Source organism: Telluria sp. ZB4P37, from assembly GCF_059685855.1.
The window spans coordinates 1-23,596 of the sequence record NZ_JCASID010000016.1 but is presented as its reverse complement, the minus strand read 5'-3'; the positions used below and the strand labels follow the sequence as shown (position 1 = coordinate 23,596).

At 66.8% G+C, this 23,596-nt stretch carries 20 protein-coding genes; 5 read left to right on the top strand and 15 right to left on the bottom strand.

Features of this window, described 5'->3' with window-relative positions:
- Window positions 1–60 precede the first annotated feature (60 nt).
- Entirely contained in the window at window positions 61–423 is a 363-nt protein-coding gene (locus tag AC56K1_RS19925) for a DUF4870 family protein (RefSeq protein ID WP_497159529.1), read from the bottom strand.
- A 76-nt stretch (window positions 424–499) separates the two neighbouring features.
- Window positions 500–943 carry a thioredoxin TrxC gene (trxC, locus tag AC56K1_RS19920; protein ID WP_497159528.1) on the bottom strand — a complete coding sequence of 148 codons (444 nt, stop codon included), beginning with the start codon at window positions 941–943 and terminating at the stop codon, window positions 500–502.
- A 137-nt stretch (window positions 944–1,080) separates the two neighbouring features.
- Here trxC and AC56K1_RS19915 point away from each other — a divergent pair, with 137 nt between their 5' ends.
- Genes AC56K1_RS19915 through AC56K1_RS19905 form a run of 3 tightly spaced genes read left to right on the top strand, consistent with a single transcriptional unit; the run spans window position 1,081 to window position 3,063 of the window.
- The gene (locus tag AC56K1_RS19915; protein ID WP_497159527.1) at window positions 1,081–1,869 is read left to right on the top strand and encodes a DUF72 domain-containing protein; all 789 of its coding nucleotides are present in this window, start codon (window positions 1,081–1,083) and stop codon (window positions 1,867–1,869) included.
- Window positions 1,863–2,633 (top strand): Mut7-C RNAse domain-containing protein, encoded by a 771-nt coding sequence (locus AC56K1_RS19910; protein ID WP_497159526.1) that lies wholly within the window; start codon window positions 1,863–1,865, stop codon window positions 2,631–2,633. Before AC56K1_RS19915 ends, AC56K1_RS19910 begins: the two co-directional genes overlap by 7 nt.
- 4 nt (window positions 2,634–2,637) lie before the next feature.
- Window positions 2,638–3,063 carry a hypothetical protein gene (locus AC56K1_RS19905; protein ID WP_497159525.1) on the top strand — a complete coding sequence of 142 codons (426 nt, stop codon included), beginning with the start codon at window positions 2,638–2,640 and terminating at the stop codon, window positions 3,061–3,063.
- A gap of 66 nt (window positions 3,064–3,129) precedes the next feature.
- Here the strand turns inward: AC56K1_RS19905 and AC56K1_RS19900 are convergent, their stop codons facing one another.
- The 12 genes from AC56K1_RS19900 to AC56K1_RS19845 all read right to left on the bottom strand — a co-directional run bounded on the left by AC56K1_RS19900 (window position 3,130) and on the right by AC56K1_RS19845 (window position 19,039).
- Window positions 3,130–3,564 carry a hypothetical protein gene (locus AC56K1_RS19900; RefSeq protein WP_497159524.1) on the bottom strand — a complete coding sequence of 145 codons (435 nt, stop codon included), beginning with the start codon at window positions 3,562–3,564 and terminating at the stop codon, window positions 3,130–3,132.
- A gap of 113 nt (window positions 3,565–3,677) precedes the next feature.
- Window positions 3,678–4,997, bottom strand: coding sequence for an SGNH/GDSL hydrolase family protein (locus tag AC56K1_RS19895; RefSeq protein ID WP_497159523.1), 1,320 nt, complete (start codon window positions 4,995–4,997; stop codon window positions 3,678–3,680).
- A 197-nt stretch (window positions 4,998–5,194) separates the two neighbouring features.
- Window positions 5,195–6,037 carry a phosphoserine phosphatase SerB gene (serB, locus tag AC56K1_RS19890; RefSeq protein ID WP_497159522.1) on the bottom strand — a complete coding sequence of 281 codons (843 nt, stop codon included), beginning with the start codon at window positions 6,035–6,037 and terminating at the stop codon, window positions 5,195–5,197.
- Window positions 6,038–6,055: 18 nt separating this feature from the next.
- Window positions 6,056–9,502: a transcription-repair coupling factor gene (gene mfd / locus AC56K1_RS19885; protein WP_497159521.1), complete on the bottom strand. Its 3,447-nt coding sequence runs from the start codon at window positions 9,500–9,502 to the stop codon at window positions 6,056–6,058.
- Between the two features lie 124 nt (window positions 9,503–9,626).
- The gene (locus AC56K1_RS19880; RefSeq protein WP_497159520.1) at window positions 9,627–10,571 is read right to left on the bottom strand and encodes a 5'-nucleotidase; all 945 of its coding nucleotides are present in this window, start codon (window positions 10,569–10,571) and stop codon (window positions 9,627–9,629) included.
- The gene (locus tag AC56K1_RS19875) at window positions 10,571–11,575 is read right to left on the bottom strand and encodes an HDOD domain-containing protein (RefSeq protein ID WP_497159519.1); all 1,005 of its coding nucleotides are present in this window, start codon (window positions 11,573–11,575) and stop codon (window positions 10,571–10,573) included. The genes AC56K1_RS19880 and AC56K1_RS19875 overlap by 1 nt, the downstream gene beginning before the upstream one ends.
- A gap of 221 nt (window positions 11,576–11,796) precedes the next feature.
- Window positions 11,797–12,075, bottom strand: coding sequence for a hypothetical protein (locus AC56K1_RS19870; protein ID WP_497159518.1), 279 nt, complete (start codon window positions 12,073–12,075; stop codon window positions 11,797–11,799).
- Window positions 12,076–12,334: 259 nt separating this feature from the next.
- Window positions 12,335–14,104 carry a putative bifunctional diguanylate cyclase/phosphodiesterase gene (locus tag AC56K1_RS19865; RefSeq protein WP_497159517.1) on the bottom strand — a complete coding sequence of 590 codons (1,770 nt, stop codon included), beginning with the start codon at window positions 14,102–14,104 and terminating at the stop codon, window positions 12,335–12,337.
- Window positions 14,094–15,437, bottom strand: a complete 1,344-nt coding sequence (locus AC56K1_RS19860; protein WP_497159516.1) for a GGDEF domain-containing protein — start codon at window positions 15,435–15,437, stop codon at window positions 14,094–14,096. The genes AC56K1_RS19865 and AC56K1_RS19860 overlap by 11 nt, the downstream gene beginning before the upstream one ends.
- 29 nt (window positions 15,438–15,466) lie before the next feature.
- Window positions 15,467–15,859, bottom strand: a complete 393-nt coding sequence (locus AC56K1_RS19855) for a phosphonate transporter (protein WP_497159515.1) — start codon at window positions 15,857–15,859, stop codon at window positions 15,467–15,469.
- Window positions 15,860–16,114: 255 nt separating this feature from the next.
- Window positions 16,115–16,474, bottom strand: coding sequence for a DUF1428 domain-containing protein (locus AC56K1_RS19850; RefSeq protein WP_497159514.1), 360 nt, complete (start codon window positions 16,472–16,474; stop codon window positions 16,115–16,117).
- A 111-nt stretch (window positions 16,475–16,585) separates the two neighbouring features.
- Window positions 16,586–19,039: a penicillin-binding protein 1A gene (locus AC56K1_RS19845; protein WP_497159513.1), complete on the bottom strand. Its 2,454-nt coding sequence runs from the start codon at window positions 19,037–19,039 to the stop codon at window positions 16,586–16,588.
- Window positions 19,040–19,147: 108 nt separating this feature from the next.
- On the opposite strand from AC56K1_RS19845, the gene AC56K1_RS19840 reads away from it, so the two are divergent.
- Window positions 19,148–21,433: an OPT family oligopeptide transporter gene (locus AC56K1_RS19840; protein ID WP_497159512.1), complete on the top strand. Its 2,286-nt coding sequence runs from the start codon at window positions 19,148–19,150 to the stop codon at window positions 21,431–21,433.
- Window positions 21,434–21,514: 81 nt separating this feature from the next.
- Here the strand turns inward: AC56K1_RS19840 and AC56K1_RS19835 are convergent, their stop codons facing one another.
- A complete protein-coding gene (locus tag AC56K1_RS19835; protein ID WP_497159511.1) occupies window positions 21,515–22,438 on the bottom strand; it encodes an NAD-dependent epimerase/dehydratase family protein in 924 nt (307 codons plus the stop codon).
- Window positions 22,439–22,543: 105 nt separating this feature from the next.
- Here AC56K1_RS19835 and AC56K1_RS19830 point away from each other — a divergent pair, with 105 nt between their 5' ends.
- Window positions 22,544–23,443 carry a LysR substrate-binding domain-containing protein gene (locus AC56K1_RS19830; protein ID WP_497159510.1) on the top strand — a complete coding sequence of 300 codons (900 nt, stop codon included), beginning with the start codon at window positions 22,544–22,546 and terminating at the stop codon, window positions 23,441–23,443.
- The last annotated feature ends 153 nt before the right edge of the window (window positions 23,444–23,596 follow it).

Here is a 23,596-nt window from a genome sequence, read left to right as displayed (position 1 = left end):
GGGCGCGTCGCCAGGTTCACAACCTGGCTGACGCGCCCGTTTTTTTGCCTGCGCAGCGGTTTACACCGGCATCGGCTTGTTGCTGTTCAGGTCGAGGAAGCCGCGGATGATGCGGTAGGCCATCCACAGCCAGGCCAGGGCCCAGACCACCATCGCGACCGGGATGCCGATCAGGGTGATCCACAGGGCGCCGCCGGCGACCATCCAGACCAGGTACCACCAGAACGAGCGGATCATCCAGGTGTGGTGCGAATACACGATGGTGCCCTGGGTGTCGGGACGCTTCACGTAGTTGACGATCAGGACCAGGATCGACAGGGTGCCGACCGAGAAGAAGAAGGTGAGGGCGTGCGCGATGTACAGGATGCGTGCGAACTGCTTGGCATCCTCGACGTTGCGCTCCAGGACGAGTTGCTGGGACATGGCGTTCTCCAGGTTATAGGACGATAAAAACCGGTGTCGGGGCGCCGGCAGTTGCTCGAATGATAACCGATCGGCGCTAGCCGTGGGGCAGCTGCGACTGCACCCAGGCCGCGATGCCGCGGGCATCCATGCTGCCTGCCTGGCGCGCGATCTCGCTGCCCCCGCGGAACAGGGCGATGGTCGGGATGCTGCGGATCGCGAAGCGCGCCGACAGGTCCTGGTTGCGCTCGGTATCCACCTTGAGCAGCCGCACCCCAGGCTCCAGCCGCGCGGCAGCCTGGGCAAAATGCGGCGCCATCATCTTGCATGGCCCGCACCACTCGGCCCAGAAGTCCACCAGCACCGGCAGGTCGTTGCGCGCGACATGCTTCGCGAAGCGCGCGCCGTCAACCTCGAGCGGCTTGCCGGAGAACAGCGGCTGTGCGCACTTGCCGCACACCGGGGCGTCGGGAAGGCGCTCTTTAGCCAGGCGGTTGACGGCGTCGCATTGGGGGCAGACGACGTGGATCGGGTCGCTCATCTGGGGCTCCTCGGTTCTGTGGTGACGCCGTTATTCTAAGCCGATTCGCCGTTTCGCCGCAGGCGGCCGCGGCCAGCCATGCGCCGCCAGACCCAGGCTTTTCGTAGAATCGCCCCATTGCCACTTTGCTTACCCACATGACGCACCACACACCTTCCCCCGGGCGCCTGCTGCCTGGTACCGCAGGCTGGAGCCTGCCCAAGGCCTCGGCCGCCGCGTTCCCCGACGCGGGAAGCCACCTCGAACGCTACGCCGCCGGCTTTCCCGCGGTGGAGATCAACTCGTCCTTCTATCGGCCGCACCGCCCGGCCACCTATGCCAAATGGGCCGATTGCGTCCCGGAGGACTTCCGCTTCGCGGTCAAGGTGCCGCGCGCGATCACTCACGATGCGCGCATGGAGAAGGTCGAGCAGCAGCTGGTGCAGTTCGCGTCCGAAGCCGGGGAGCTGGGCGAGAAGCTCGGCTGCCTGCTGGTGCAGCTGCCACCCAAGTTCGGCTTCGTCGACGAGACTGCGCGCGAATTCTTCCGCCAGCTGCACGGGATCTTCGGCACTACCATCGCCTTCGAAGCGCGTCATCCGAGCTGGTTCTCGGAAGCGGCCACCGAATTGCTGACCGAGAGTCGCATCACGCGGGTGATCGCCGACCCGGCCGCCGGCCAGCCCGGCCCGCACGTCCCGACCAGCAGCGAGTCGACCTATGTGCGCCTGCATGGCAGCCCGCGCATCTATTATTCGCGCTACACGCCGGAATACGTCGAGTCGGTGCGGCGCGTGCTGGCAGCGCGCGCCGCAGCCGGGCAGACCTGCTGGTGCATCTTCGACAATACCGCCTCGGGCGAGGCGACCGCCAATGCTTTGGCCCTGCTGCACGGCCTGGAGGGACAGCCGTTGGACGAGGATGCCATCCTGGCCGCGCCATGGTGACCGCCACCTTTCGCTTCTACGACGGACTGAACGACTTCCTGCCGCGCGAGCGCCGCGGCCGCGATGTCACCACCGCCTGCGCACGCTCGGCCACCACCAAGCACATGATCGAGGCGCTGGGCGTGCCGCATACCGAGGTCGAGCTGCTGCTGGTGAATGGCGTATCGAGCAGCTTCGACCGCATCCTGTGCGAGGGCGATCGCATCGCCGCATATCCGGCTTTCGGCCAGCTTGACCTTGCGCCACTGCAGGCGCTACGCAGCTGGCCGGCCGGGTGCCTGCATTTCGTGGCTGACGCCCACCTCGGCGCACTGGCCCGGCTGCTGCGCATGGCCGGCTACGACACGCTGTACGACAACGGCTACCAGGACGACGACATCGAGCGCATCGCGCGCGAGGAGGGCCGGGTGCTGCTCACGCGCGACCGCGAACTGCTCAAGCGCCGCACGGTGGAACTGGGCTGCTACCTGCATGCGATCGACCCGCCGGGACAGCTGCGCGAACTGTTCGGACGGCTGCGGCTGGCCGGCGGCATGCGACCCTTTTCGCTTTGCCTGCACTGCAACCTGCCACTGCGCGCCGCGGCCCGCGAGGAGGTACTCGAGCGCCTGCCGCTACGGGTAGCCGGGTCCCGGAATGAATTCACCACCTGCGACGCCTGTGGCCGCATCTACTGGAAGGGCTCGCACTACGAGCGCATGCGCGGCCTGCTCGAGGCCCTGGCTGATGTAGAATTGGCCGCGACCCTCCACCCCCGTCCTTGACAGCGTGAGCGAACACCTTCCGCCACCGGCTTTCCCCATCCGCACCGAGTGCCCGCCCGGCGCCTGCGTGTGCGACCGCGGCCGTGTGCTGGCCGACCCCGAGGCCGACCAGCGGCCGCTGGCCCTGACGCGCCTGCAGGAACAGAAACTCATCGAACGCATCGAGCGCATCACCACCTACGAAGACCTGCGCCATGTGCAGGCCCTGGTTCACAAGAACCTGGGCGCCGAACTGCGCATCGAGCCGGGACCGAACGAGGTCCGCACGGTGCGCGGCATCATCGTGGTGCTGGAAGACAAGCCGGGACTGTGCAAGAAGACCCGCCAGAATGTCCCGGCGGCGGTCCGGCGCTGCCTGAACGAACGGCCCGAGATCGCCTACGCGCTGCTTGATGCGCACGATCTGTTCGGCTCGCACGGGCCTGCTTGAGCGTATTGCCGGGCTCGCGGCAGCGGTGACTGCGAAAAAAAGCCGGCTGTGGCCGGCTCCTCCGCGTTATCGGCGGTAGTGGAAGGGGAAGCGCGTCCCGATGCTGCCGCCCCAGCCGCGGTGGTGGCCCCAGCCGCGGCCGAAATTGAAGCCAAGGCCGATCGAGACCGGCGGGTAATAGTAACGAGGCTGGTACACCGGTTCCGGCACGTACACCGGCTGCGGCACGTAGACCGGATTGGCCCCGTACACCGGTCGCGCGCCGTACACCGGCTCGCGCCGGGCAAGCACCGGCGCGCTGCCATAGGTGATGGTGCCGGTCTCGCCGGCTGCGGCGGCGCGGGCGCCCGTTCCGAGGGGCACCGGCGTCACCGACACGACTTGCCACTGGCCCGGGTCGCCACCCTGGCCGTAGGCACGGCTGCCATACTGGTTCGGGCCGGGCGCGGCGCAACCGGCCAGCACGGCCAGCGATGCGGTAACAAAGATGAGTTTTTTCATGGCGGTCCTCCTGGTTCCTCCATGATAAAAAATTTCGCCCTCGAGCGCCGCGCGGTATTACAGAGTGTTACACACCCTGCGCGACCGGAAACACGGCAGCCCGCGCCCGGGCCTCAGACGATCAGGTTCGCCAGCACATCCAGCGGCACCGCGCCGGCCATTGCCTGGTAGCCCGCGTCGTTCGGGTGCAGCCAGTCGCGGCTGTTGTACTCCAGGCGCAGTCGATCCGGCGCGTCCGGGTTGCGCAGCGCCATGTCCCAGTCGATGAGGGCATCGAATTCGTTCGACGAGCGCAACCAGTTGTTGGTGCCCACCCGCACCGCTTCGCGCGCCGCGTTGTAGTAGATGAAACCATTCATCGGCGGCATGGTGGCCCCGAGGATGGCGACGCCGCGCGCGTGGGCGCGGGCGATCAGCTGGCGGTAGCCGCCGACCAGGTCGTCGACCTTCACCAGCGTCGAGCCGGAACTGTAGACGATGTCGTTGATCCCGATGAGCATGATCACGGCCCGCACCCCGGCGGTAGCCAGGACGTCGCGGTCGATGCGCTCCAGCACCTCGCGCCCGGGCAGCAGGAAGGCCGGGTCGTCCGCCAGCAGGCGGTTGCCGGCAATCCCGCGGTTGACCACGCCGATCCGCCCCAGGCTGCCCAGCTCGGCCTGCACGCGCCGGGCCAGGTAGTCGGGCCAGCGCCGGTTCAGGTTGGTGGAACTGCCCTGGCCGTCCGTCATCGAATCGCCGATGGCCACGACGGCGGGTGCGCCGCCGTCGACGTCGACCTCGGTCAGGAAGGGCCAGGAGGCCATGGTGCGCTCGACCGTGAACACGGTGCTGGCGGCGAAATTGCCGGTGGTCGACACGTAGTTTGCCTGCCAGGCGTCGCGGTGGATCGTGGTGCCGCTGGCGCTGCCGGGGAAGTACAGGCTCACGGCCAGGTCGGTGAATGACGCCACCTGCATGGTAACCGGGTCGGACAGCACGGGCGAGCCGGCCGGGATCGTGACCGAGGTGCGGCCGCCGAAAGTGAGCGGGTGGTTGGACCCGGCCACCACGGCCACGCCGCTGTTGCGGCGGCCGATCTGCGCCGCGCCGACGGTCAAGGGCGTGCTGCCCATCTCGTTGGACAGGCGAACGCGCACGCGGCTGCCGCCAATGCTGGCGCGCACGATCAGGCGAACGGTCTGGCCGCCGAAACTCATGGTGCTGCCCGCTGGCGGCGGCCCGGCCGGTGCACAGCCCCAGGTGGCGCACCAGCCTTCCGAACGCCAGTTCTGGGCCGACACCATGGAAGGCGCGAGGGCGAGCGCACCCGAGAGGGCCGGCACGCCGAGCAGCAGGCGCCGGCGGCTGCGGTCCGGTGGTGCGTCATCGCGCACGTGTTTGCCGGCGTCGGGAAGGGTGGGGAACGACGCGCGGAAGGCCGGGGTAGTCATGGCAGGCTCCTGTCGATTGGATGCAGCCGCGACGCGGCCGCACCGTCAACATAGCCCAGCGCTGCGCTGCATCCAACCGTGTGCGACACGAGGTTTGCGCTGTGTCTGAGCTCTTTCTGCGCGCCCAGATTGCCACCGTCCTCGCGTGTCAAGCCGGTCAAGCTGCCACGCGGGCAGGCAGGTGGAACTGCGGCGCCTCAGGCGAGGATCGCCAGCAGGCCGTCGAGGCCCGAAAAGTTCAGCGCCACATTGGCCTGGCTGCGCACCACCGGCTTGGCCTGGTAGGCCACCGACAGGCCGCCGATGCCCATCATCCGGAGGTCGTTGGCGCCATCGCCCATGATGATGGCCTGGCGCGGAGCGATACCCAGATCGGCACACACGCGCTGGACGGTGCGCATTTTCTCTTCCGCATCGACGATGCCGCCCAGTACCCGGCCGGTCAGCTTGCCTCCAAGCACTTCCAGCACATTGGCGTGGGTATAGTCGAGCGCCAGGCGCTCCTTGAGACGGTCGGTGAAGAAGGTGAAGCCTCCCGATACCAGCAGGGTCTTCAGGCCCGCGGCCTGCACCGCGCGCAGCATCGCTTCGCCGCCTTGCGAGATGCGCAGGCGTTCGTCATAGACGCGCTGGAGGGCGGAGGCATCGAGCCCTTCGAGCAGCGCCACGCGGCGGGTCAAGCTGGCGGCGAAATCGATCTCGCCGCGCATGGCAGCCTCGGTGATGTCGGACACCTGGGATTTCAGTCCCTGCATGTCCGCGATCTCGTCGATGCACTCGATGGTGATCAGGGTCGAGTCCATGTCCATCGCCACCAGGGCGAAGTCCGCGAGCTTGCGCCCGGCTTCGATGAAGCAGGCATCCACCCCGGCCGCAAAGGCGGCGGCTTCGACGTCCTGCTTGATGCGGGCGGAAAACGGGACATCTTCGCAGCGCAGCGCGTGGCCGCCTACCTGCACGACGCGCGCCGCGCCCGCCAGTTGCGCGAGCCGGTTCAGCGTGTCGGGCGAGGCCTGCGGCCCCTGGAGTACCAGGTTCATCGTCATAAAATCGAGTAATTAAGCGAGCAGTTGTTTGATGGTGGTTTTCAGTTGCGTCACGCGCGCAGCCAGGTCGGGCATGCTGGCGGTGATGCGCAGCTTGTCCTGGCCGGCCAGCTTGATGTGGCGGTTCTTCTGGATCAGGGTGATGATCTTGATCGGGTCGATCGGCGGCTTTTCCATGAACTGCAGGTTTGCCGCTTCGCCATGCGCGTCGATCTTGGTGATGCCGACCGACTTGGCGGCAATGCGCAGGCGGTGGGTCTCGATCAGCGCCTTCACCGGCTCCGGCAGCTTGCCGAAGCGGTCGATCAGTTCTTCCTGCATGCCGTCGATCTTGTCCTGGCTTTCGCAATTGGCCAGGCGCTTGTAGATCGACAGGCGCTCATGCACGTCGCCGCAATAATCAGAAGGCAGCAGGGCCGGCACGTGCAGGTTGATCTCGGTGGTGGTGGACAAAGGCGCGGCCAGGTCCGGTTCCTTGCCTGCCTTGAGCGAGCGCACCGCTTCGTTCAGCATGTCGGAATACAGCTGGAAGCCGATTTCCAGCATCTCGCCTGACTGGCTCTCGCCCAGCACTTCGCCGGCGCCGCGAATCTCGAGGTCGTGCATGGCCAGGTAGAAGCCGCTGCCCAGTTCTTCCATTGCCTGGATCGCGTCGAGCCGGCGCTGCGCCTGCTTGGTCAGGGTCATGACGTCGCTCACCATGAGGTAGGCATAGGCCTGGTGGTGCGAACGGCCGACGCGCCCGCGCAGCTGGTGCAGCTGGGCCAGGCCGAAGCGGTCGGCGCGGTGCATGATGATGGTGTTCGCGGTCGGCACGTCGATGCCGGTCTCGATGATGGTGGTGCACAGCAGGATGTTGAAGCGCTGCGCCACGAAGTCGCGCATCACTTTTTCCAGGTCGCGCTCGTGCATCTGGCCGTGGGCGACGCCGATGCGCGCTTCCGGCAGCAGCGCCGTGAGCATGGCGCGGCGGTTCTCGATGGTTTCGACTTCGTTGTGCAGGAAGTAGATCTGGCCGCCGCGTTTCAGTTCGCGCAGGCAGGCTTCGCGGATGATGGAACCGTCTTCGCTGCGGACAAACGTCTTGATCGCCAGGCGCTTTTGCGGCGCGGTGGCGATGATCGAAAAGTCGCGCAGGCCTTCCAGCGCCATGCCGAGGGTGCGCGGGATGGGAGTCGCGGTGAGTGTGAGTACGTCCACCTCGGCGCGCAGGGCTTTGAGCGCCTCCTTCTGGCGCACGCCGAAGCGGTGTTCCTCGTCGATGATCACCAGCCCCAGGCGCGTGAACTGGACGTCGGGCGAGAGCAGCTTGTGGGTGCCGATCACGATGTCGAGGGTGCCGTCGGCCATGCCCTTGATCGCGTTGTTGATCTCCTTGCCGGTACGGAAGCGCGACAGCTCGGCGATCTTCACCGGCCAGTCGGCGAAACGGTCGGCGAAGGTTTGCGCATGCTGTTCGGCCAGCAGCGTGGTCGGCGCCAGGATCGCCACCTGCTTGCCTCCCATCACGGCAATGAAGGCCGCGCGCAGCGCGACTTCGGTCTTGCCGAAGCCCACGTCGCCACACACCAGGCGGTCCATCGGGCGGCCCGAGGTCATGTCCTTGATCACGTTGTGGATGGCTTCGGCCTGGTCCGGCGTCTCGTCGAAGCCGAAGCTGCCGGCGAAGTTCTCGTAGTCGGTGCTGGAGTATTCGAAAGCATGGCCCTGGCGCGCGGCGCGGCGCGCATACAGGTTGAGCAGCTCGGCGGCGGTGTCGCGCACCTGCTCGGCGGCCTTGCGCTTGGCCTTGTCCCACTGGCCCGAACCCAGCGAATGCAGGGGCGCGTCTTCCGGCGAGGTGCCCGAATAGCGCGAAATCACGTGCAGCTGCGAGACCGGCACATACAGCTTGGTGTCCTTGGCGTATTCCAGGTGCAGGAATTCGGTTTCGCCTTCGCCCAGGTCCATGCTGGTCAGGCCCATGTAGCGCCCGATGCCGTGGTTGATGTGCACCACCGGATCCCCGATCTTCAGCTCCGACAAATCCCGCACCATGGATTCGACCTGGCTGGTCGCTTCCTGTTTCTTCTTGCCGGCGCGGCGGCCCGAGCCCGCATACAGCTCGGTCTCGGTAATGAAGACCAGGCGCCCGGCATGGGTCTCGGTCAGTTCGAAACCGGCCTGCAGCGGCGCCACGCCCAGCGCCAGCCGATTGCTCGTTGCGCGCAGGCCCTCGAAGCCTTCGACCGGCGCGAGCTCGAGCCCGTATTCGTGGAAATACTGCTGCAGCGTCTCGCGGCGGCCAGCGGAATCGGCGCAGATCATCACGCGCGCGTCGCTGCGTTCCACAAAAGCGCGCAGGGTGGCCAGCGGGTCGTCCATGCGCCGGTTCACTGCAATGTCGGGAATCGGCGCCGACAATTCGGAAGCCGGCAGGGCCGGGTCCTTGGCGATGGTCCAGCGTCCGTGCGGCTTGGCGCAGGTGAAGAACTGTTCGGCGCTGAGAAACAGCTCGCGCGGCTCGAGCAGCGGGCGTTCGCGGTCGCTCTTGAGGAATGTATAGCGCGACTCGGTATCGACCCAGAAGCGCAGGATTGCCGCCTCGATGTCGCCCACCAGCGCCAGCGTGGTTTCCTTCGGCAGGTAGTCGAACAGGTTGGCCGTCTCGTCGAAGTACAGCGGCAGGTAGTACTCGATGCCGGCCGAGGCGATGCCGCTGCCGATGTCCTTGTAGATCGGCGAGCGCGAGGGATCGCCCTCGAAACGCTCGCGCCAGCGGCCGCGGAAGCTTGTCCTCGCCGCCTCGTCCATCGGGAATTCGCGGCCCGGCAGGAGGCGCACTTCCTTCACCGGGTAGAGCGAGCGCTGGGTGTCGGCATCAAACGTGCGAATGGTTTCGATCTCGTCGCCGAACAGGTCGAGCCGGTAGGGCAGCACGGACCCCATCGGGAACAGGTCGATCAGGCCCCCGCGCACGGAGTATTCGCCCGGCGACATCACCTGCGAAACGTGAGAATAGCCCGCCAGCGTCAGCTGGGCCTTGAGCCTGGCTTCATCCAGGCGTTCGCCCTGGCGGAAGAAGAAGGTGTAGGCCGCCAGGAAGGAGGGCGGGGCCAGGCGCTGCAACGCCGTGGTGGCCGGCACGACCAGCACGTCGCACTGGCCGTTGCGGATCTCGTGCAGGGTCGCGAGGCGTTCCGAGACCAGGTCCTGGTGCGGCGAGAAGGCATCGTAGGGCAGGGTTTCCCAATCGGGCAGCAGGTGGCAGGCCAGCTTGCCCTCGGCGAACCAGGGAATCTCGTCCAGCAGGCGCTGGCCGTCGGAGGCATTGGCTACGATCACGGTCAGGATCTGCCCCTTGGCCTTCAGGGCCAGCGCGGCGGTGGCGAGCGCGTAGGCATCGCTCGAGCCATGCAGGTTCGGCAAGGCGAACCGGGTTCCGGGTTTCGGGAGGTTTTTCTGGAGATCGAAGGGCATTGAGCGCGCGTGGATGTTTGCAAAAACGTTTGCAAAAAGGTTCGCAAAAGGGGCTGTCCATTATAGACGAAGGCGCTGGTCGCCGCCGTGCGCGACGTGCGTGCCGGGTTGCGGACGGCCCCGCCTAGGCAGCTTCGGCAACGCGACGGTTCGCAATCCCGAACGGCACGTGCACCATCGGGATGGTGCCGCCCGGCCCCGACTGCAGGTGGGTCAGCTGGTCGTCGAAGAAGATGTGCGGCCGGAACACCGACAGTACGCGGGCCTTGTCCATCCCGCCCAGGAAGAAGGTCTCGTCGGCCGATACGCCCCAGCTCTGGAGCGTGGTGACGACCCGCTCGTGCGAGGGCGCGCTGCGCGCCGTGATGATCGCGATGCGCACGATCCGGCGGTAGGCCGGGTCGCGGCGCTGGGCCTCGTCTTCGAGCCGCTGCATCATGGCGAGCTTCTGGAACATGTCGGCCAGTGGCCCTGGCTGGTGCGGGCGCGCCATGTGCAGGCGCTCGTGCGCATGGAATTCAAGCAGGCCGTTTTGCTTGAAGACGGTTTCCGACTCGTCGTCGGCCAGCACGCCGTCGAAGTCGAAGGCGACACGCAGCTCGGCATCGGCCTCATCGTCGGCGATGCGCGAGGGCAGCACCAGGCCGGCCGGGTAGTCCATCGCGATCGCGGACTTGACGTCGTCCTCGTGCGCGCTCAGGAACAGCGAAGCATTGAAAGCGGGCAGGTAGGAGTAGGGCGAACCGCCGTTCATGAAGGCCGCGCGCGAGATGTCGAGCCCATAGTGCGCGATCGAGCGCATCACGCGCAGGCCGGTCTCGGGCGAATTGCGCGACAGGAGCACGACTTCGACCGGCGCCTCCTGCGGGAAGCAGCGGTTGATGTTCAGGAAGCGGCGGATGAACGAGAAGGCCACGCCCTTGTCGATGATGACGTCGAGGTGGCGCTCCTGATAGGCGCGGTAGGCCTCGGGCCCCTCGTCGACATAGACCCGGTGCGATGCCGACAGGTCGAACAGCGCGCTCGACGCCACCGCGATGACCAGTTTCTGCTCGATCTGGAAACCCATCAGTCTTCCCCTTTACGTAATCTGTCGAAGATACGCTTCTCCTCGCCCGGGAGTGCAGCGGCGGCGCCAAGCGCCCCCTCGACGCCCGCATCGAGCAGCATGCGCAGCCTGGCCAGGCGGCCGCCCAGCCGGAGCGCCTGCGCCAGGGGCGGCGCATCCGCCTGGCCGGCCTGCAGTATCGCCATGCTCACCGGCGGCGGCAGTTCCCACAAGGCCGCGATCCGCGCCGACAGGAGGCGCGCGCTGTCCTGCAAGGCGTGGGCAAAGGCGTCGGAGCGCGGCAGGGCTTGCGCGCCGGCGACCTGGTCGGCCAGGCGGAATGCGACGATCAGGCCAACGTTCTGGGTCAAGCCCGCGAGATAGGCTTCGAAAGCATCGGCGCCGAGGCCTGGCGCCGCCATGCCGGCGGCCTGGGCGCAGTATTCCGACTGGCTCCAGACCTGCGGCGCCAGCTGGCGCGCCAGGCGCCCGGTCTGCGCGCTGATCACGGGGCGGAAGGCGACCCGCGCCAGCAGCATGCGTAAGCCATTCTGGCCCAGCAGCATGAGCGCTCCTTCAATATTGACGACCTTCGCCGTCGGCCCGTAGAACGGGCTGTTGACCTCGCGGATGACTTCCGCCACCAGGGTCACGTCCTGCGCCACCTGGCGCGCCAGGTCGGCCGGCGCCATGCTGTCGTCGCGCAGGCTGCGCAGCAGTTGGGGAATGACGGCGGGCACGCGCGGCACCATGCCGGCGGCGGACTCGGGCTGGCGCACCAGACGGCTCAGCTCGTCCAAGATCAATTGTTCCGGCGCTTCGCCAGCATGCGCGGCGGGCCCGAGCAGCCAGCGGAAAAAGCCCAGGTCGAGATCGAGAGGCGGTGGCGGATTAACAACACCGGTGGCCGCCGCGGGAAGCGAATGGGTCGACGCCGGTGAGTTCGCAGGAGCAGGCTGTGCAGCGGGCGCGGCATGGCCGGGGTGGAAAGATCCACTGAACCAGCGCGCAAACCAATTTTTCATAATGGGTAGAAAGTCAGGCCAAGGGGCGTGACGATTCTATCCGACTGCAGGGGAGAGGCAGGAAACTATCGGGCAGATAATGGAGGGATGTCCGGAATCGGCCAGTGAACAGGCTTGAGTGGCAAGGGACAGGCTGGGCGCGGGCGGCTGGCTTGACGCGATCAAGCGGCATGGCTGCCGCCAGGCCTTGCCATCATGTACCGGCCCGGGCCCTGCACTGTCTACCAGCGTTTTTCGGTGCCGGTAGGCGGTGGAGTCGTTGTTTGCGGAGTCGTGGTGGCAGGCGGCATTGGGGTCGGCGTGGGGCTCATGACCTCATTCGTGGTGCCGGTATTGGTGCCGCTCGCGCCCGCAGCACCAGTTGTGCCCGTGCTCCCCGAGCTCATCGACGATCCGGCGCTCGAACTTCCGCTGCTGGTCTCGGGGTCGGTCGACTTGCATGCGCTGAGCGCCAGGATCATGACGCCGCCCAGCAGGGCCCCTTGTAAGGTGTTCTTCATTTGTATTCTCCTCGGTGTGGATGGGTATCCCATCATGCGAGCAGGCCGAGGCGCGTGAAATAGGAACGAAACCTTAGCGCATGTAGGACCGGGCGTACGTCCTGAGGGGAACTTCGCCTACACATGAGCTCGCTTGGCAGGGAATGTTCTTGCCCAGAGTAGAGCCAGCGCGGATGCGGTGCACCATCATGCGAAGGCAGCCTCGTGCATGAACGCGGCGCACCACCCCAGCCCCTGCAGGAGTGCGCATACGGGCTGGTCAGGCCGTGGCGTGCTGGTGGCTGGCCAGCCAGGCCAGCAGCTCGGGCGCAGGCAGTGGCCGGCTATAGAAATAGCCCTGGCCCTTGGCGCAGCACTGGGCCCGCACGACGTCGGCCTGCGACCGGGTTTCGATGCCTTCGGCCACGGTCTTCATGCCCAGGCTCTGCGCCACTTTCACCGTGGCCTCGATCAGCACGCGGTGGTGGTGGCTGGTGTCGGCCTGGCTGACGAACGAGCGGTCGATCTTGACGGTGTCTACCGGCAGCAGGTGCAGGCTCGACAGCGAGGAATAGCCGGTGCCGAAATCGTCGAGCGCCAGCTGGATGCCCAGCGCCTTCAGTTCGTGGAGACGCTGCTGGATGCCCTGGTCTTGCGCGGCCAGGCTTTCGGTCACTTCCAGCTGCAGCTGCTCGGGCGGCATCCCGGTGAGGTCGAGGATGCGGCGCACGCTGTCGATCCAGCCAGGCTGGCCCAGCTGGGCGCGCGACAAGTTCACGGCGATCAGGCGCGGCGCGGATTCGCCAAGGCGCGCCTGCCAGTCCATGAAGTCGCGGCAGGAGCGCTCCAGCACGAAGTCGCCGACCGCGCCGATCAGGCCGCATTCCTCGGCCACCGTGATGAATTCGATTGGCGGCACCACCCCGCGCTGCGGATGGCGCCAGCGCACCAGCGCCTCGACGCCGGCCGAGTGGTCGGTGCCGCCGCCCGGCAATAGGCCGACCACCGGCTGGTAGACCACGAAGAGCTGCTCTTCGGCGATCGCCTGGCGCAGCTCGGCCTCGATGCCGGCGCGGTGTGCGGCCCGTTCGCGCATCGTGGTGTCGAACACCAGGTGGCGTGCGCCGCCGGCGCGCTTGGCTTCGGCCATGGCAATGCTGGCGTCGCGCAGGACTTCGTCGGCATCGTGCGCGCAGCCGGCGCCCCAGGCCAGGCCCAGGCTGGTGCCGCAGACCACCTCGTGGCCCTGCACGCGGTAGGGCAGCGCCAGGGTGTCGAGCAGGCGGCCGGCGACCCGCTCGGCATCCTCGCGCGAGCGCATGCCGTCGAGGACCACGACGAATTCGTCGCCGCCCACGCGCGCGGCCAGCTGGCCGGTTCCGTTGAGGGTGTCGATGCGGTCGCTCGGCGGGCGCAGGGCGCCGCGGATACGCTCGCCGATCTGCACCAGGAGGGCGTCGCCCGCGGCCTGGCCGAGGGTGTCGTTGATGCGGCGGAAGCGGTCGCAGTTCATGAACAGCACCGCGAAGTGCGAGGCCGGCAGTTCGGCGCCCGGCGCCGGCCGCGCGATCATGCGCGCGAGCTGCTCGCGCACCGCTTCGCGGTTCGGCATGCGGGTCAGCAGGTCGGTGCGGGCGGCGTTACGCAGGCGGCGCGACAGGGTTTCCTGCTCGCGCTGCACTTCGAGCGTGGCGTCGGCCACGACCGCCATCAGGCGGTCGGTGTCGAACTTCATCAGGCTGATCGACAGCACCTGCGGGGCGCCGGGTGCGGTCATCCCGGGCGGCAGGATGGCGCGCAGGCCTTCGCAGATCACGCCCGAGGGCGCGGCGAACTCGCGCGCCAGCTGCGCCAGCTGGGGCGCGATCGGCGCCAGCACCGCAAACAGGTTGTCCAAACCTTCCTCGCCCGCCAGCGGCATCAGCAGGTTCGAGGCCATCGGGTTGAGCATGTCGACCGTACCCTCGACGTTCATCTGCGCCAGCCCGATCGGGGCGCGGTAGAGGAACTGGACCAGGGCTTCATAGGCGTCGCTCGGGTCAGGCAGCATCGCTCGTTCCTTCCGGCCGGGGCTGGGCTTGATGCTCAGGCGCCGCCGCCAATTCGGGGCGCCAGCGTTCGACGCGGTTGCGCCCGGCGCGCTTGGCGGCGTACAAGGCCTGGTCGGCGCGTTTGAGCAGCAGGTCGATGCCGCCCTCGGCATCAATCAGGCAGGCCACGCCGGCACTGACGGTATAGCGGATGCGGGTGCCCTCGAAATGCACGACCTGGGAGGCGACGAGGGAGCGCAGGCGTTCGGCCACCACCGCCGCGCGCGGCAGGTCGGTCGACGGCAGCAGCACGGCGAATTCCTCGCCGCCGATGCGCGCGACCACGTCGACTTCGCGGAAGGTCTCGGCGAGGATCGCGGCCAGGTGCTGCAGCACGGTGTCGCCGCCCGGATGGCCGTGGCTGTCGTTGATGGCCTTGAAGTTGTCGGCGTCAAACGTGATCACGGAGGTGGAGCGCGGCACCACCCGGCTGCGCGCGAGTTCCTGTTCCGCCGCCTCGAAGAAGGCGCGGCGGTTGCCCAGGCCGGTGAGGTAGTCGCCGAAGGCTTCGCGCCGGCGCCGCTCGCTCGCTTCGCGCTTGTCGGTGATGTCGCGCAGGATCAGGCAATAGGCCGCGCCGTCCGGCTCGCGGTCGGGCAGGGGCGCAATCAGGGCGCTGCCCCAGAAGCTGCTGCCGTCGGCGCGCATGCGCTTGCCTTCGTCCAGGCTCCAGCCGTCGTTGTCGGCCTCGCGCAGGCGATCGAGCAGGCGCTCGGGCGTCATCGCGTCCGGGGGGCAGAAGATCGAATAGGGCTGGCCGACGGCGTCCTCGCCGAAGCCGGTGACGCGGCCGATGCTCGCGTTCCATTCGGTGATGGCGCCGCGGGCGTCGATCCCCGCCAGCGCGTAGTCGGTGATGCCGGTCAGGATGGCGTTGAGCCAGGCATCGCTCTGGCGCAGCTGGCGCTCGCGCCGCACCTGCAGGGTAACATCGTCGATGACGGCCATCAGGCGCTGGGCGTCGAGCTTGAGCAGGGTGATCGCAAGGATCTGGGGCGTCTTCTTGCCCGGCGAGCCGGCGTTCAGGTGTACGTGCAGGCCGTCGCAGATCTTGCCGCTCGGGCGGTCGTAGTCGCGGCACAGGTGGCGCAGGTCGGGCGCCACCGTCTCGAGCGCGGCGAACAGGTTATCGAGCCCGCCGTCGCGCGAGAGCGGCATCAGGAGCTGGGCCGAGATCGGGTTCATCATCGCGATCCCGCCATCCATATCGGCCTGCACCAGGCCCACCGGCGCCAGGTACAGGAACTGGATCAGCGCTTCGTGCTCGGCGCGCAACTGTTCGCTATCGTCCACCTGATTGTCCATCCGGCTGCTCATTCCGCTTAGCGCGGCTGGCGCTGCACGAGCACGTAGCGGTGCGCGCTGCCCGGGCTGGCCAGCAGGCGCAGGGCCACTTTCACCGGGCGCATGCGCAGGGTCAGCACGTAGTCGATGGTGTCGTCGAGCGCGGAGCCATCTTCCATGGCGTCGTCGAAGCGCTGCGCGACCATGAAGTTGTTCAGGCAGGGCGCCACGTTGGTGAACAGCGGCTGGCCCAGCACGCGCTGTGGCGACAGGCCGGCGGCCTGCGATTCGAAGGCGTTATACAGGCAGACCTTGGTGTCGGCGTCGAAGCCGATCACGCCGAAATCGAGCCGGTCGAGCTGTTCAGGGGTGCAGTCGTCGAGCTGTGATGCCAGGTCGGCGGACGAGAACGACAAGTTGGCTGCAGGCATGAATGGACTCCGGCGAAGATGAGTTGATTTGAGGAAATTGATGTTGACATGCCGTCAGCCGGCTTGTCAATTGGATGCGTGTGGGTTCTGACACTTTTCGTTGTCGGATGTCACTTTCGATGGAAGCAGCAGACAAGCATTGACAGTGACAGGCCGCATGTGCGCAACCCGGCGCGCTGGATGCGCCGGGAGCGGCCTGCTGCGGCGTGCGCGGTGCGGGGGAGGGCTCGTCAGTTTCCGCAGTTCGGGAAGGGGCTAAAGGTCGACGAGCATGTCGAAGCCGCCATAGACCATGCGCTTGCCGTCGAAGGGCATGGCTTCGGGCTTCATGAGGTCGGCCATGCGCGGGTCTTTCATGACCTTGTCGTTGACCTCGTCACGCTTCTCGCGCGATTCGTAGACGATCCACGAGAAGATCACGGTCTCGCCGTCTTCCAGGTTGACCGCCTGGGGGAAGGAGGTCAGCTTGCCCGGCTTGACGTCTTCGGCGATGCACTCGCGGAACTGCAGCGCGCCATGCTCGCGCCAGATGGCGCCGGCGCGCGCGGCGACCTCGCGGTATTTCTCGAGATTCGATGTTGGAAGCGGAAGGATGAAACCGTCGACGTAGGCCATGCTGATCTCCTCAGGTTGGTTGCGGAGCGCGAACCGCTAAGCGACAGACCCGGGGATGGCCCCCGGGTTCCCGCAAGGCGCAGGGGCTTGCGGGAACGATGTCAGGATAGCCTAGAACAGCGGCGAAGGCGCGGGCGGTGGCGGCGGCGGCGGCGCAACAGGGGCCGGCTGGGCCGGCGCGTCTTCGGCCTCCTCGATCGGGTCAAGCGGGTCGGCCGGCTCGGCCGCGTCGGCCGGCTCGACATTGTCCGCTGCCTGCTCGATGTCGATGCCGCGCAAATCAGGCCGCTCCGCAAACTCGGCATAGATCCAGTCGTCGTTCTCGCGCACCACGCCTTCGGGTTCGACCTGTTCCGGCTGCGGCGCCAGCTTCGCCAGCGCCACGCGCATGTAGTCGATCCAGATCGGCAGCGCCAGCGTGGCGCCGAACTCGCGTCCGCCCAGCGAGCGCGGCTCGTCGTAGCCCATCCAGGCCACCGCGACTACCTTGCCGCCGTAGCCCGCGAACCAGCCGTCGAACGCGTCGCTGGTGGTGCCGGTCTTGCCCGCGATATCCGTGCGGCCGAGTTTTTGCACCGATGCGGCGCCGGTGCCGTAGCGGGTGACGTCGCGCAGCATGCTGTCGGCGATGAAGACGTTGCGCGCATCGAGCACGCGGTCGCCGTCCTGCCGCGCCGCCGGTTTGTTCTCCAGGATTATGCTGCCGTTGCCGTCGCGGATCTGCGCGATCAAGTACGGCTTGACCCGGTAGCCGCCGTTGGCGAAGACTGCATAGGCGCCCGCCATTTGCAGCGGCGTGACGGCCCCGGTGCCCAGCGCCAGGGTCATGTTCTTGGCGTGGCGCGGCAGGTCGAAGCCGAAGCGGCCCAGGTAATCGTGGGTGTAGTCCACGCCCAGGGCGCGCAGCAGGCGTACGGTGGTGACGTTCTTCGAATGCGCCAGCGAATAGCGCATCGTGATCGGCCCGCTGAAGACGCCGTCGTCGTTCTGCGGCGACCAGGTGGCGCCGGCGTTCTCTCCCGGCATGTCGAGCGCCGCGTCGAGGATGCGCGTGCCCGGCGAATAGCCCTTGTCGAGCGCCGCCGCATAGACGAAAGGCTTGATCGCCGAACCCGGCTGGCGCCAGGCCTGGGTGACGTGGTTGAACTTCTGCAGGTTGTAGTCGAAGCCGCCGACCAGCGCGTGGTAGGCGCCGGTGTCGGCATCGATCGCGACAAAGGCCGCCGCAACCTGCGGGACCTGGGTGATGCCCCAGCCGTCCTTGCCGCGCTTGCTGATGCGGATGACTGCGCCCGGCGTGATGGCGAGCGACTCCCGGGCCGCCGGCGCCAGGCCCCTTGCCGCGAATTTGAGGCCGGCGCCCTCCAAGGTGATCTCGTCTCCGGCCAGGGTTTCGACACGCACGGCGTTCGGCGAGGCGGCAATCACCACCGCCGGCAGCAGGCCGTCGCTCGATGGGCGCTTCTGCAGCGCCTCGACGATGGCTTCCTCGCGCTCGTCAAGGTCCTGCGGCAGCTCGATGCGCGCTTCCGGGCCGCGGTAGCCGTGGCGCTGGTCGTAGTCGAGCACATTGCGGCGCACCGATTCGTAGGCCGCATCCTGCTCGGCCTTGAGGATGGTGGTGGTCACCACGATGCCGCGCTCGTAGGCGGCTTCGCCGAACTGCGCGAACGCCGCCTGGCGCGCCAGTTCGGCCACGTAGTCGGCCTTGGTGTCAAAAGCCTGGCCCCCGCGCTTGATGCGCAGCGGTTCGTCCAGCGCCTCGCGGTAATCCGGCTCGCTGATGTCTCCCAGTTCATAGAGGCGCTTGAGCACAGCGTGCTGGCGCAACTGCGCGCGTTTTGGATTCACCACGGGGTTGTGGCGCGAGGGGTTCTGCGGCAGGCCGGCCAGCATCGCGGTTTCGGCCAGGCTCAAGTCGTCGAGCGACTTGCCGAAATAGCTGCGCGCCGCGCTGGCGAACCCATAGGCGCGGTTGCCGAGATAGATCTGGTTCATGTACAGCTCGAGGATCTGGTCCTTGGTCAGCGCATCCTCGATGCGGTAGGCGAGGGCGATCTCGGTGAGCTTGCGTGATATGAGCTTCTCGCGCGAGAGGAAGAAGTTGCGCGCCACCTGCATCGTGATGGTCGACGCGCCCTGGCGGAAGCCGCCGCGCAGATTGGAGCGGGCCGCGCCCGCCGCGCGGATCCAGTCGATTCCGCCGTGTTCATAAAAGCGCGTGTCCTCGATCGCCAGCAGCGCGGACTTCATCAGGGGCGGGACTTTCGCGATCGGCACGAAGTCGCGGTGCTCGACGCCGAATTCGCCGATCAAGACATTGTCGGCCGTATAAATACGCAGCGGGATCTTGGGGCGGTAGTCCGTTACGGCGTCAATGTCCGGCACGTTTGGCAGGATCGCGGACATCAGGTAGATCACGGCGCCCGCGAAGAACAGGACCACTGCGGCGAGGAGCAGGAGGACGAAACCGCGCAGGCGGCGAAAACGCTGCGCCGGCGGCCGGACGCTGTTGTTGACATGCTTGGTCACTACTTTACTCTCGAGGTAAGGCCGGTGCTGCATGTGGCCGTCAGCCCCGATTTTACCCCCTTAAACCGCTTTCATTCCATTTCGGCATGTGCGATAGTCACGGATTCAGCCCCCTCTAAGTTTGCATTCCGAAGGAAGCCCATGCCTTACGATCCACCACCCGATCACGCCACGGCCGCGTTCAGGCCATATATTCCGGCCAGCGCGCAACTGCCCGAGATGACGCTGCGCGCCCTGCTCATGGGTGTGGTGCTGGGCATGATCTTCGGCGCCTCGTCGCTCTACCTGGTGCTGAAGGTCGGCCTGACGGTCAGCGCCTCGATTCCCGTGGCGGTCATCGCGATCACCCTGTTCCACACCGCGAAGAAGTTCGGCGCGCGCGAATCGACCATCCTGGAAAACAGCATCACCCAAACCGCCGGTTCGGCCGGCGAGTCGCTGGCCTTCGGCCTGGGCGTGACCATGCCGGCGATCTTGATCCTCGGCTTCGACCTGGAAATCTCGCGTGTGATGCTGGTGGGCGTGCTGGGCGGCCTGCTGGGCATCCTGATGATGATCCCGATGCGCCGCGCCATGATCGTCGACGCGCACCGCGAACTGAAATACCCTGAAGGCACGGCCTGCGCTGAAGTGCTCAAGGCCGCGGCCACCGAGACCTCGCGCGAAGCGGCCGGCGAAGTGCGCGAAGCCGGCTCGGACGCCGCCGTTGAGGCCAAGCGCCGCGCCATGATCATCTTCGGTGGCTTCGGTATCGGCCTGCTGTACAAGACCCTGAGCGTGTCGTTCAAGGGCTGGCGCGATTACGTCAACTTCGAATTCGCCGCCCCGCTCAAGGGCGGATCGGCCGGCGCCGAAGTCTCGCCCGAGCTGCTGGGCGTGGGCTATATCATCGGTCCGCGCATTGCCTTCACCATGGCAGCCGGTGGCGTGCTGTCCTATCTGCTCCTTATCCCGATGATAAAATTCTTCGGCGAGCTGCTCACCGTGCCGCTGTCGCCGGGAACGATGCTCATCAAGGACATGGGCCCGGACGACATCCGCAACGCCTATGTGCTCTACATCGGCGCCGGTGCAGTCGCCGCGGGTGGCCTGATTTCGCTGGTGCGCTCGATGCCGACCATCTGGAAGGGCCTCACCGGCGGCCTGTCGGGCATGGGTAAAGGCAAGGCCGGCGCCGCCGGCACTGCGGGTGGCGCGGTCCTGCGCACCGACCAGGACATCCCGCTCAAATGGGTGGTGATCGGCTGCCTCGCCATCATCGCCATCATCACGGTGGCCACCCCGCTGCACATGAACTTCCTGGGCGCGCTGCTGATCCTGGTGTTCGGCTTCCTGTTCGCTACGGTGTCCTCGCGCCTGACCGGCGAAGTCGGTTCCTCGTCGAACCCGATTTCGGGCATGGCGGTGGCCACGCTGCTGTTCACCTGCCTGATCTTCCTGTTGATGGGCTGGACCGGCGGCCAGTATTACGTCACCGCGCTGTCGGTGGGCGCGATCGTCTGCGTCGCCGCCAGCAACGCCGGCACCACCTCGCAAGACCTGAAGACGGGCTATCTGGTCGGCTCGACCCCGCGCATGCAGCAGTATGCGATCCTGTGCGGCGCCTTCGCCTCGGCCCTGATCCTGGGCCCGATCCTGCTCAAGCTCAACGACGCGGGCACGGTCTACGTGCCGGCGGCCCAGGTGGCGCCGGGCATCACGGTCGACGCGTCGAAACTGACCCAGACCGCGCAGTTGCAGGGCCCTCAGGCCGCGACGGATGCGAATACCTACAAGGTCTGGCAAAAGCGCGACACGGTCGGCGGCCCGGCCGGCAAATACCTGGTGACGAACGAGGGCAAGCTGGCCTACCTGGTCGACCCGGGCATCAACGGCACCCACAAGACCCGTCCCGACGGCACCGAGGTGAAGAAATACGATGCGCCCAAGGCGGTGCTGATGTCCTACATCATCAAGGGCATCCTCGACCAGGAACTGCCCTGGACCCTGGTGCTGTTCGGCGTGATGATCTCGGTGGTGCTGGAGATGGCGGGCGTGCAGGCGCTGGCCTTCTCGGTGGGCGTCTACCTGCCGCTGGTCTCGACGCTGCCGATCGCGGTGGGCGGCATGGTGCGCTGGCTGGCCGACCGCCGCAACGACAAGCTGCCGCAGAACCAGGCGATGAACATCAAGGAGCGCCAGGCCGCGGGCGACCGCAGTTCGGGCACGCTGCTGGCCTCGGGCTATATCGCCGGCGGCGCGCTGGCCGGCATCATCATCGCCATCACCGCAGGCGTGCTGACCGATTTCGACAGCACCATGGTCAAGTGGGCCGAGGCCTCGAACCCGTTCTTCGCGGGGGAGAGCGCGAACCTGCTGACCCTGATCCCGTATGCGCTGATCATCGCCATCCTCTACCGGGTGGCGCGGGAAAAAGCGAAACGATAAGAGAACGGCCCGGAAATCCCGGGCCGTTGTTTTGCGCAGGGTGGGCGGGTCCACCCGCCCGCGCGTTCAACTGGTCTGTGATCAGATGAACGCGAGATCGTGATGGCGAATGACATCGTCCATCCACTCATCCGTATGCCCAAACCGGTACCCCAGCGACTTCGCCCTTGACGTATCCAGCACCAGCGGCGCCCCAAAATCAAACGGCGACAACACCCCCGGCTGCGCAGGTTCGACTACCTTCACCGCATGCGGCGCCTCATCCAGCACCCGCGCCACCCGCGAATGCACATCCAGCGCCGACAGTGCCCCATCATCGCCCGCATTCACCGCGCCAAGAAACTCCTGCGACCCCGCCCACACCAGGAAATCCGCCGCCCCCGACGCCTCCATGAACGACACCTTCGCCCCGGCATTCGAATAGCGCAGGGGAGTGCGCAAACGCACCAGGTCCACGTAATGCGCCAGCCTCCCGGTAAAGTCCTCTGGCCCGCCGAGCACATGGGCCAGGCGCACCGTCGCTACCGGCAGGCTGCCGTCGCGCACCAGGTAAGCCTCGGCCTGCACCTTGCCCGCGACATAGCTCCCGATGGCCAGCGCCGGGTCGTGCCAGGGGTAGGCCGTATCGATCCCTTGTGCCCGCACCTGCAAGTCGTCTTCACGCAAGGCTGCACCTGATGGCGCCAATCCGCGATAGGCATCGATGGTCGAGGTCATGACATAGCGCCCGACCTTGCCCGCAAAAACGCGTACCGAGATGGCGGCGTCCAGCGGCGAATAGCACATCTGGTCATAGACGAGGTCGAAAGAGGCATCGCGGAAGGCGTTGCGCATCGCATGCTCGTTGCGGCGCTCGACCCGCACCCGCGTGATGCGCTCGCCGAACGGGTCGGGCGCATAGCCGCGCGTTGCGATGGTCACGCGGTGGCCGGCGCGCAGCAGGCGCTGGACCAGGAGCTTGCCGAAGAACCGGGTACCGCCGATCACCAACGTATTCTTGTGCATGACTTTTCCTTGTAGGATCGAGTATATTTTCTGCAAAGCAGCAAAATCCATCAACCGAGAAAAAGTAATAGCATTGAATAAGAAAAACTTATGCATGGGGTCGCCATGAAGCCGCTACGCAGCCTGTCCGGCCTAATCGACTTCGATTGCGCCGCCCGCTGGGGCAGCTTCAAGCTGGCCGCGCAAGAGCTGCACAAGACGCCGGCGGCAGTCAGCCTGCAGGTCAAGCAGCTCGAGGAAAACGTCGGTTTCGCCTTGTTTGTGCGCCATCCGCGTCATATCTCGCTGACCGAAAAAGGCCAGGAGCTGGCCATTGCTACCTCCCGCATGCTGGCCGACCTGCGCGCCAAGGTCGCGGCGCTGCAGTGCGGCGACGAGGAAGCGGTGCTGCGCATCTCGACCACGCATTCCTTCGCGATCAAGTGGCTGGTGCCGCGCATGCACCGCTTCACCAAGCTGTATCCGGAACTCGACATTCGCATCGATTCGAACGACGCGCCGGTCGACCTGCAGGCCGACAGCACCGACGTGGCGGTGCGCTACGGGCCGGTGAGCGACGGCGACCCCTCGGTGCTGTTCCATGAACGGCTGGTGCCGGTGTACAGCCCCGAACTGCTGGCGCCTGGCCAGGAAGCCTTGACCCTGGCTGACCTGCCGCAGCATAGCCTGCTGGTGGTGCAGTCGCCCGAAGCCTGGCTGCAGCTCCTGAACGAGAACCGCGCGCTCAAGGGCAAGTACGATTTCTCGCGCGGCTACACGCACTGGGGCGTGCTGGTGCAGGCGGCGGTGGCGGGGCAGGGCGTGGCCCTGGTGCCTTACGGGATCGCCTTCCAGGACATCGAATCGGGCGCACTGCGCCAGATCGCCTGCCGCAGCGCGCCCTTCGGCAGCGGCTACCGCTTCCTGGCCAACCCGCACAAGGAGCACATGCTCAAGGTGCAGCGCTTCAGGCAGTGGATGGTGGCGGAGATGGATGCCTTGCGGGCGACGATGGAGCGGGTTTGACGAAACTGGCCTGCGTGCAAACTGTATCCCCGCCTGCGCGCACTGGTGTCCAAGATAAGTGGCAGATGAGTTGCCAGGGGCTACCGAAGATGAGTTGCTGAAGGGTATCGGGAGGGGGTTGCAGGTAAAGGTTTAGGGTTGTAAAAACCCCGA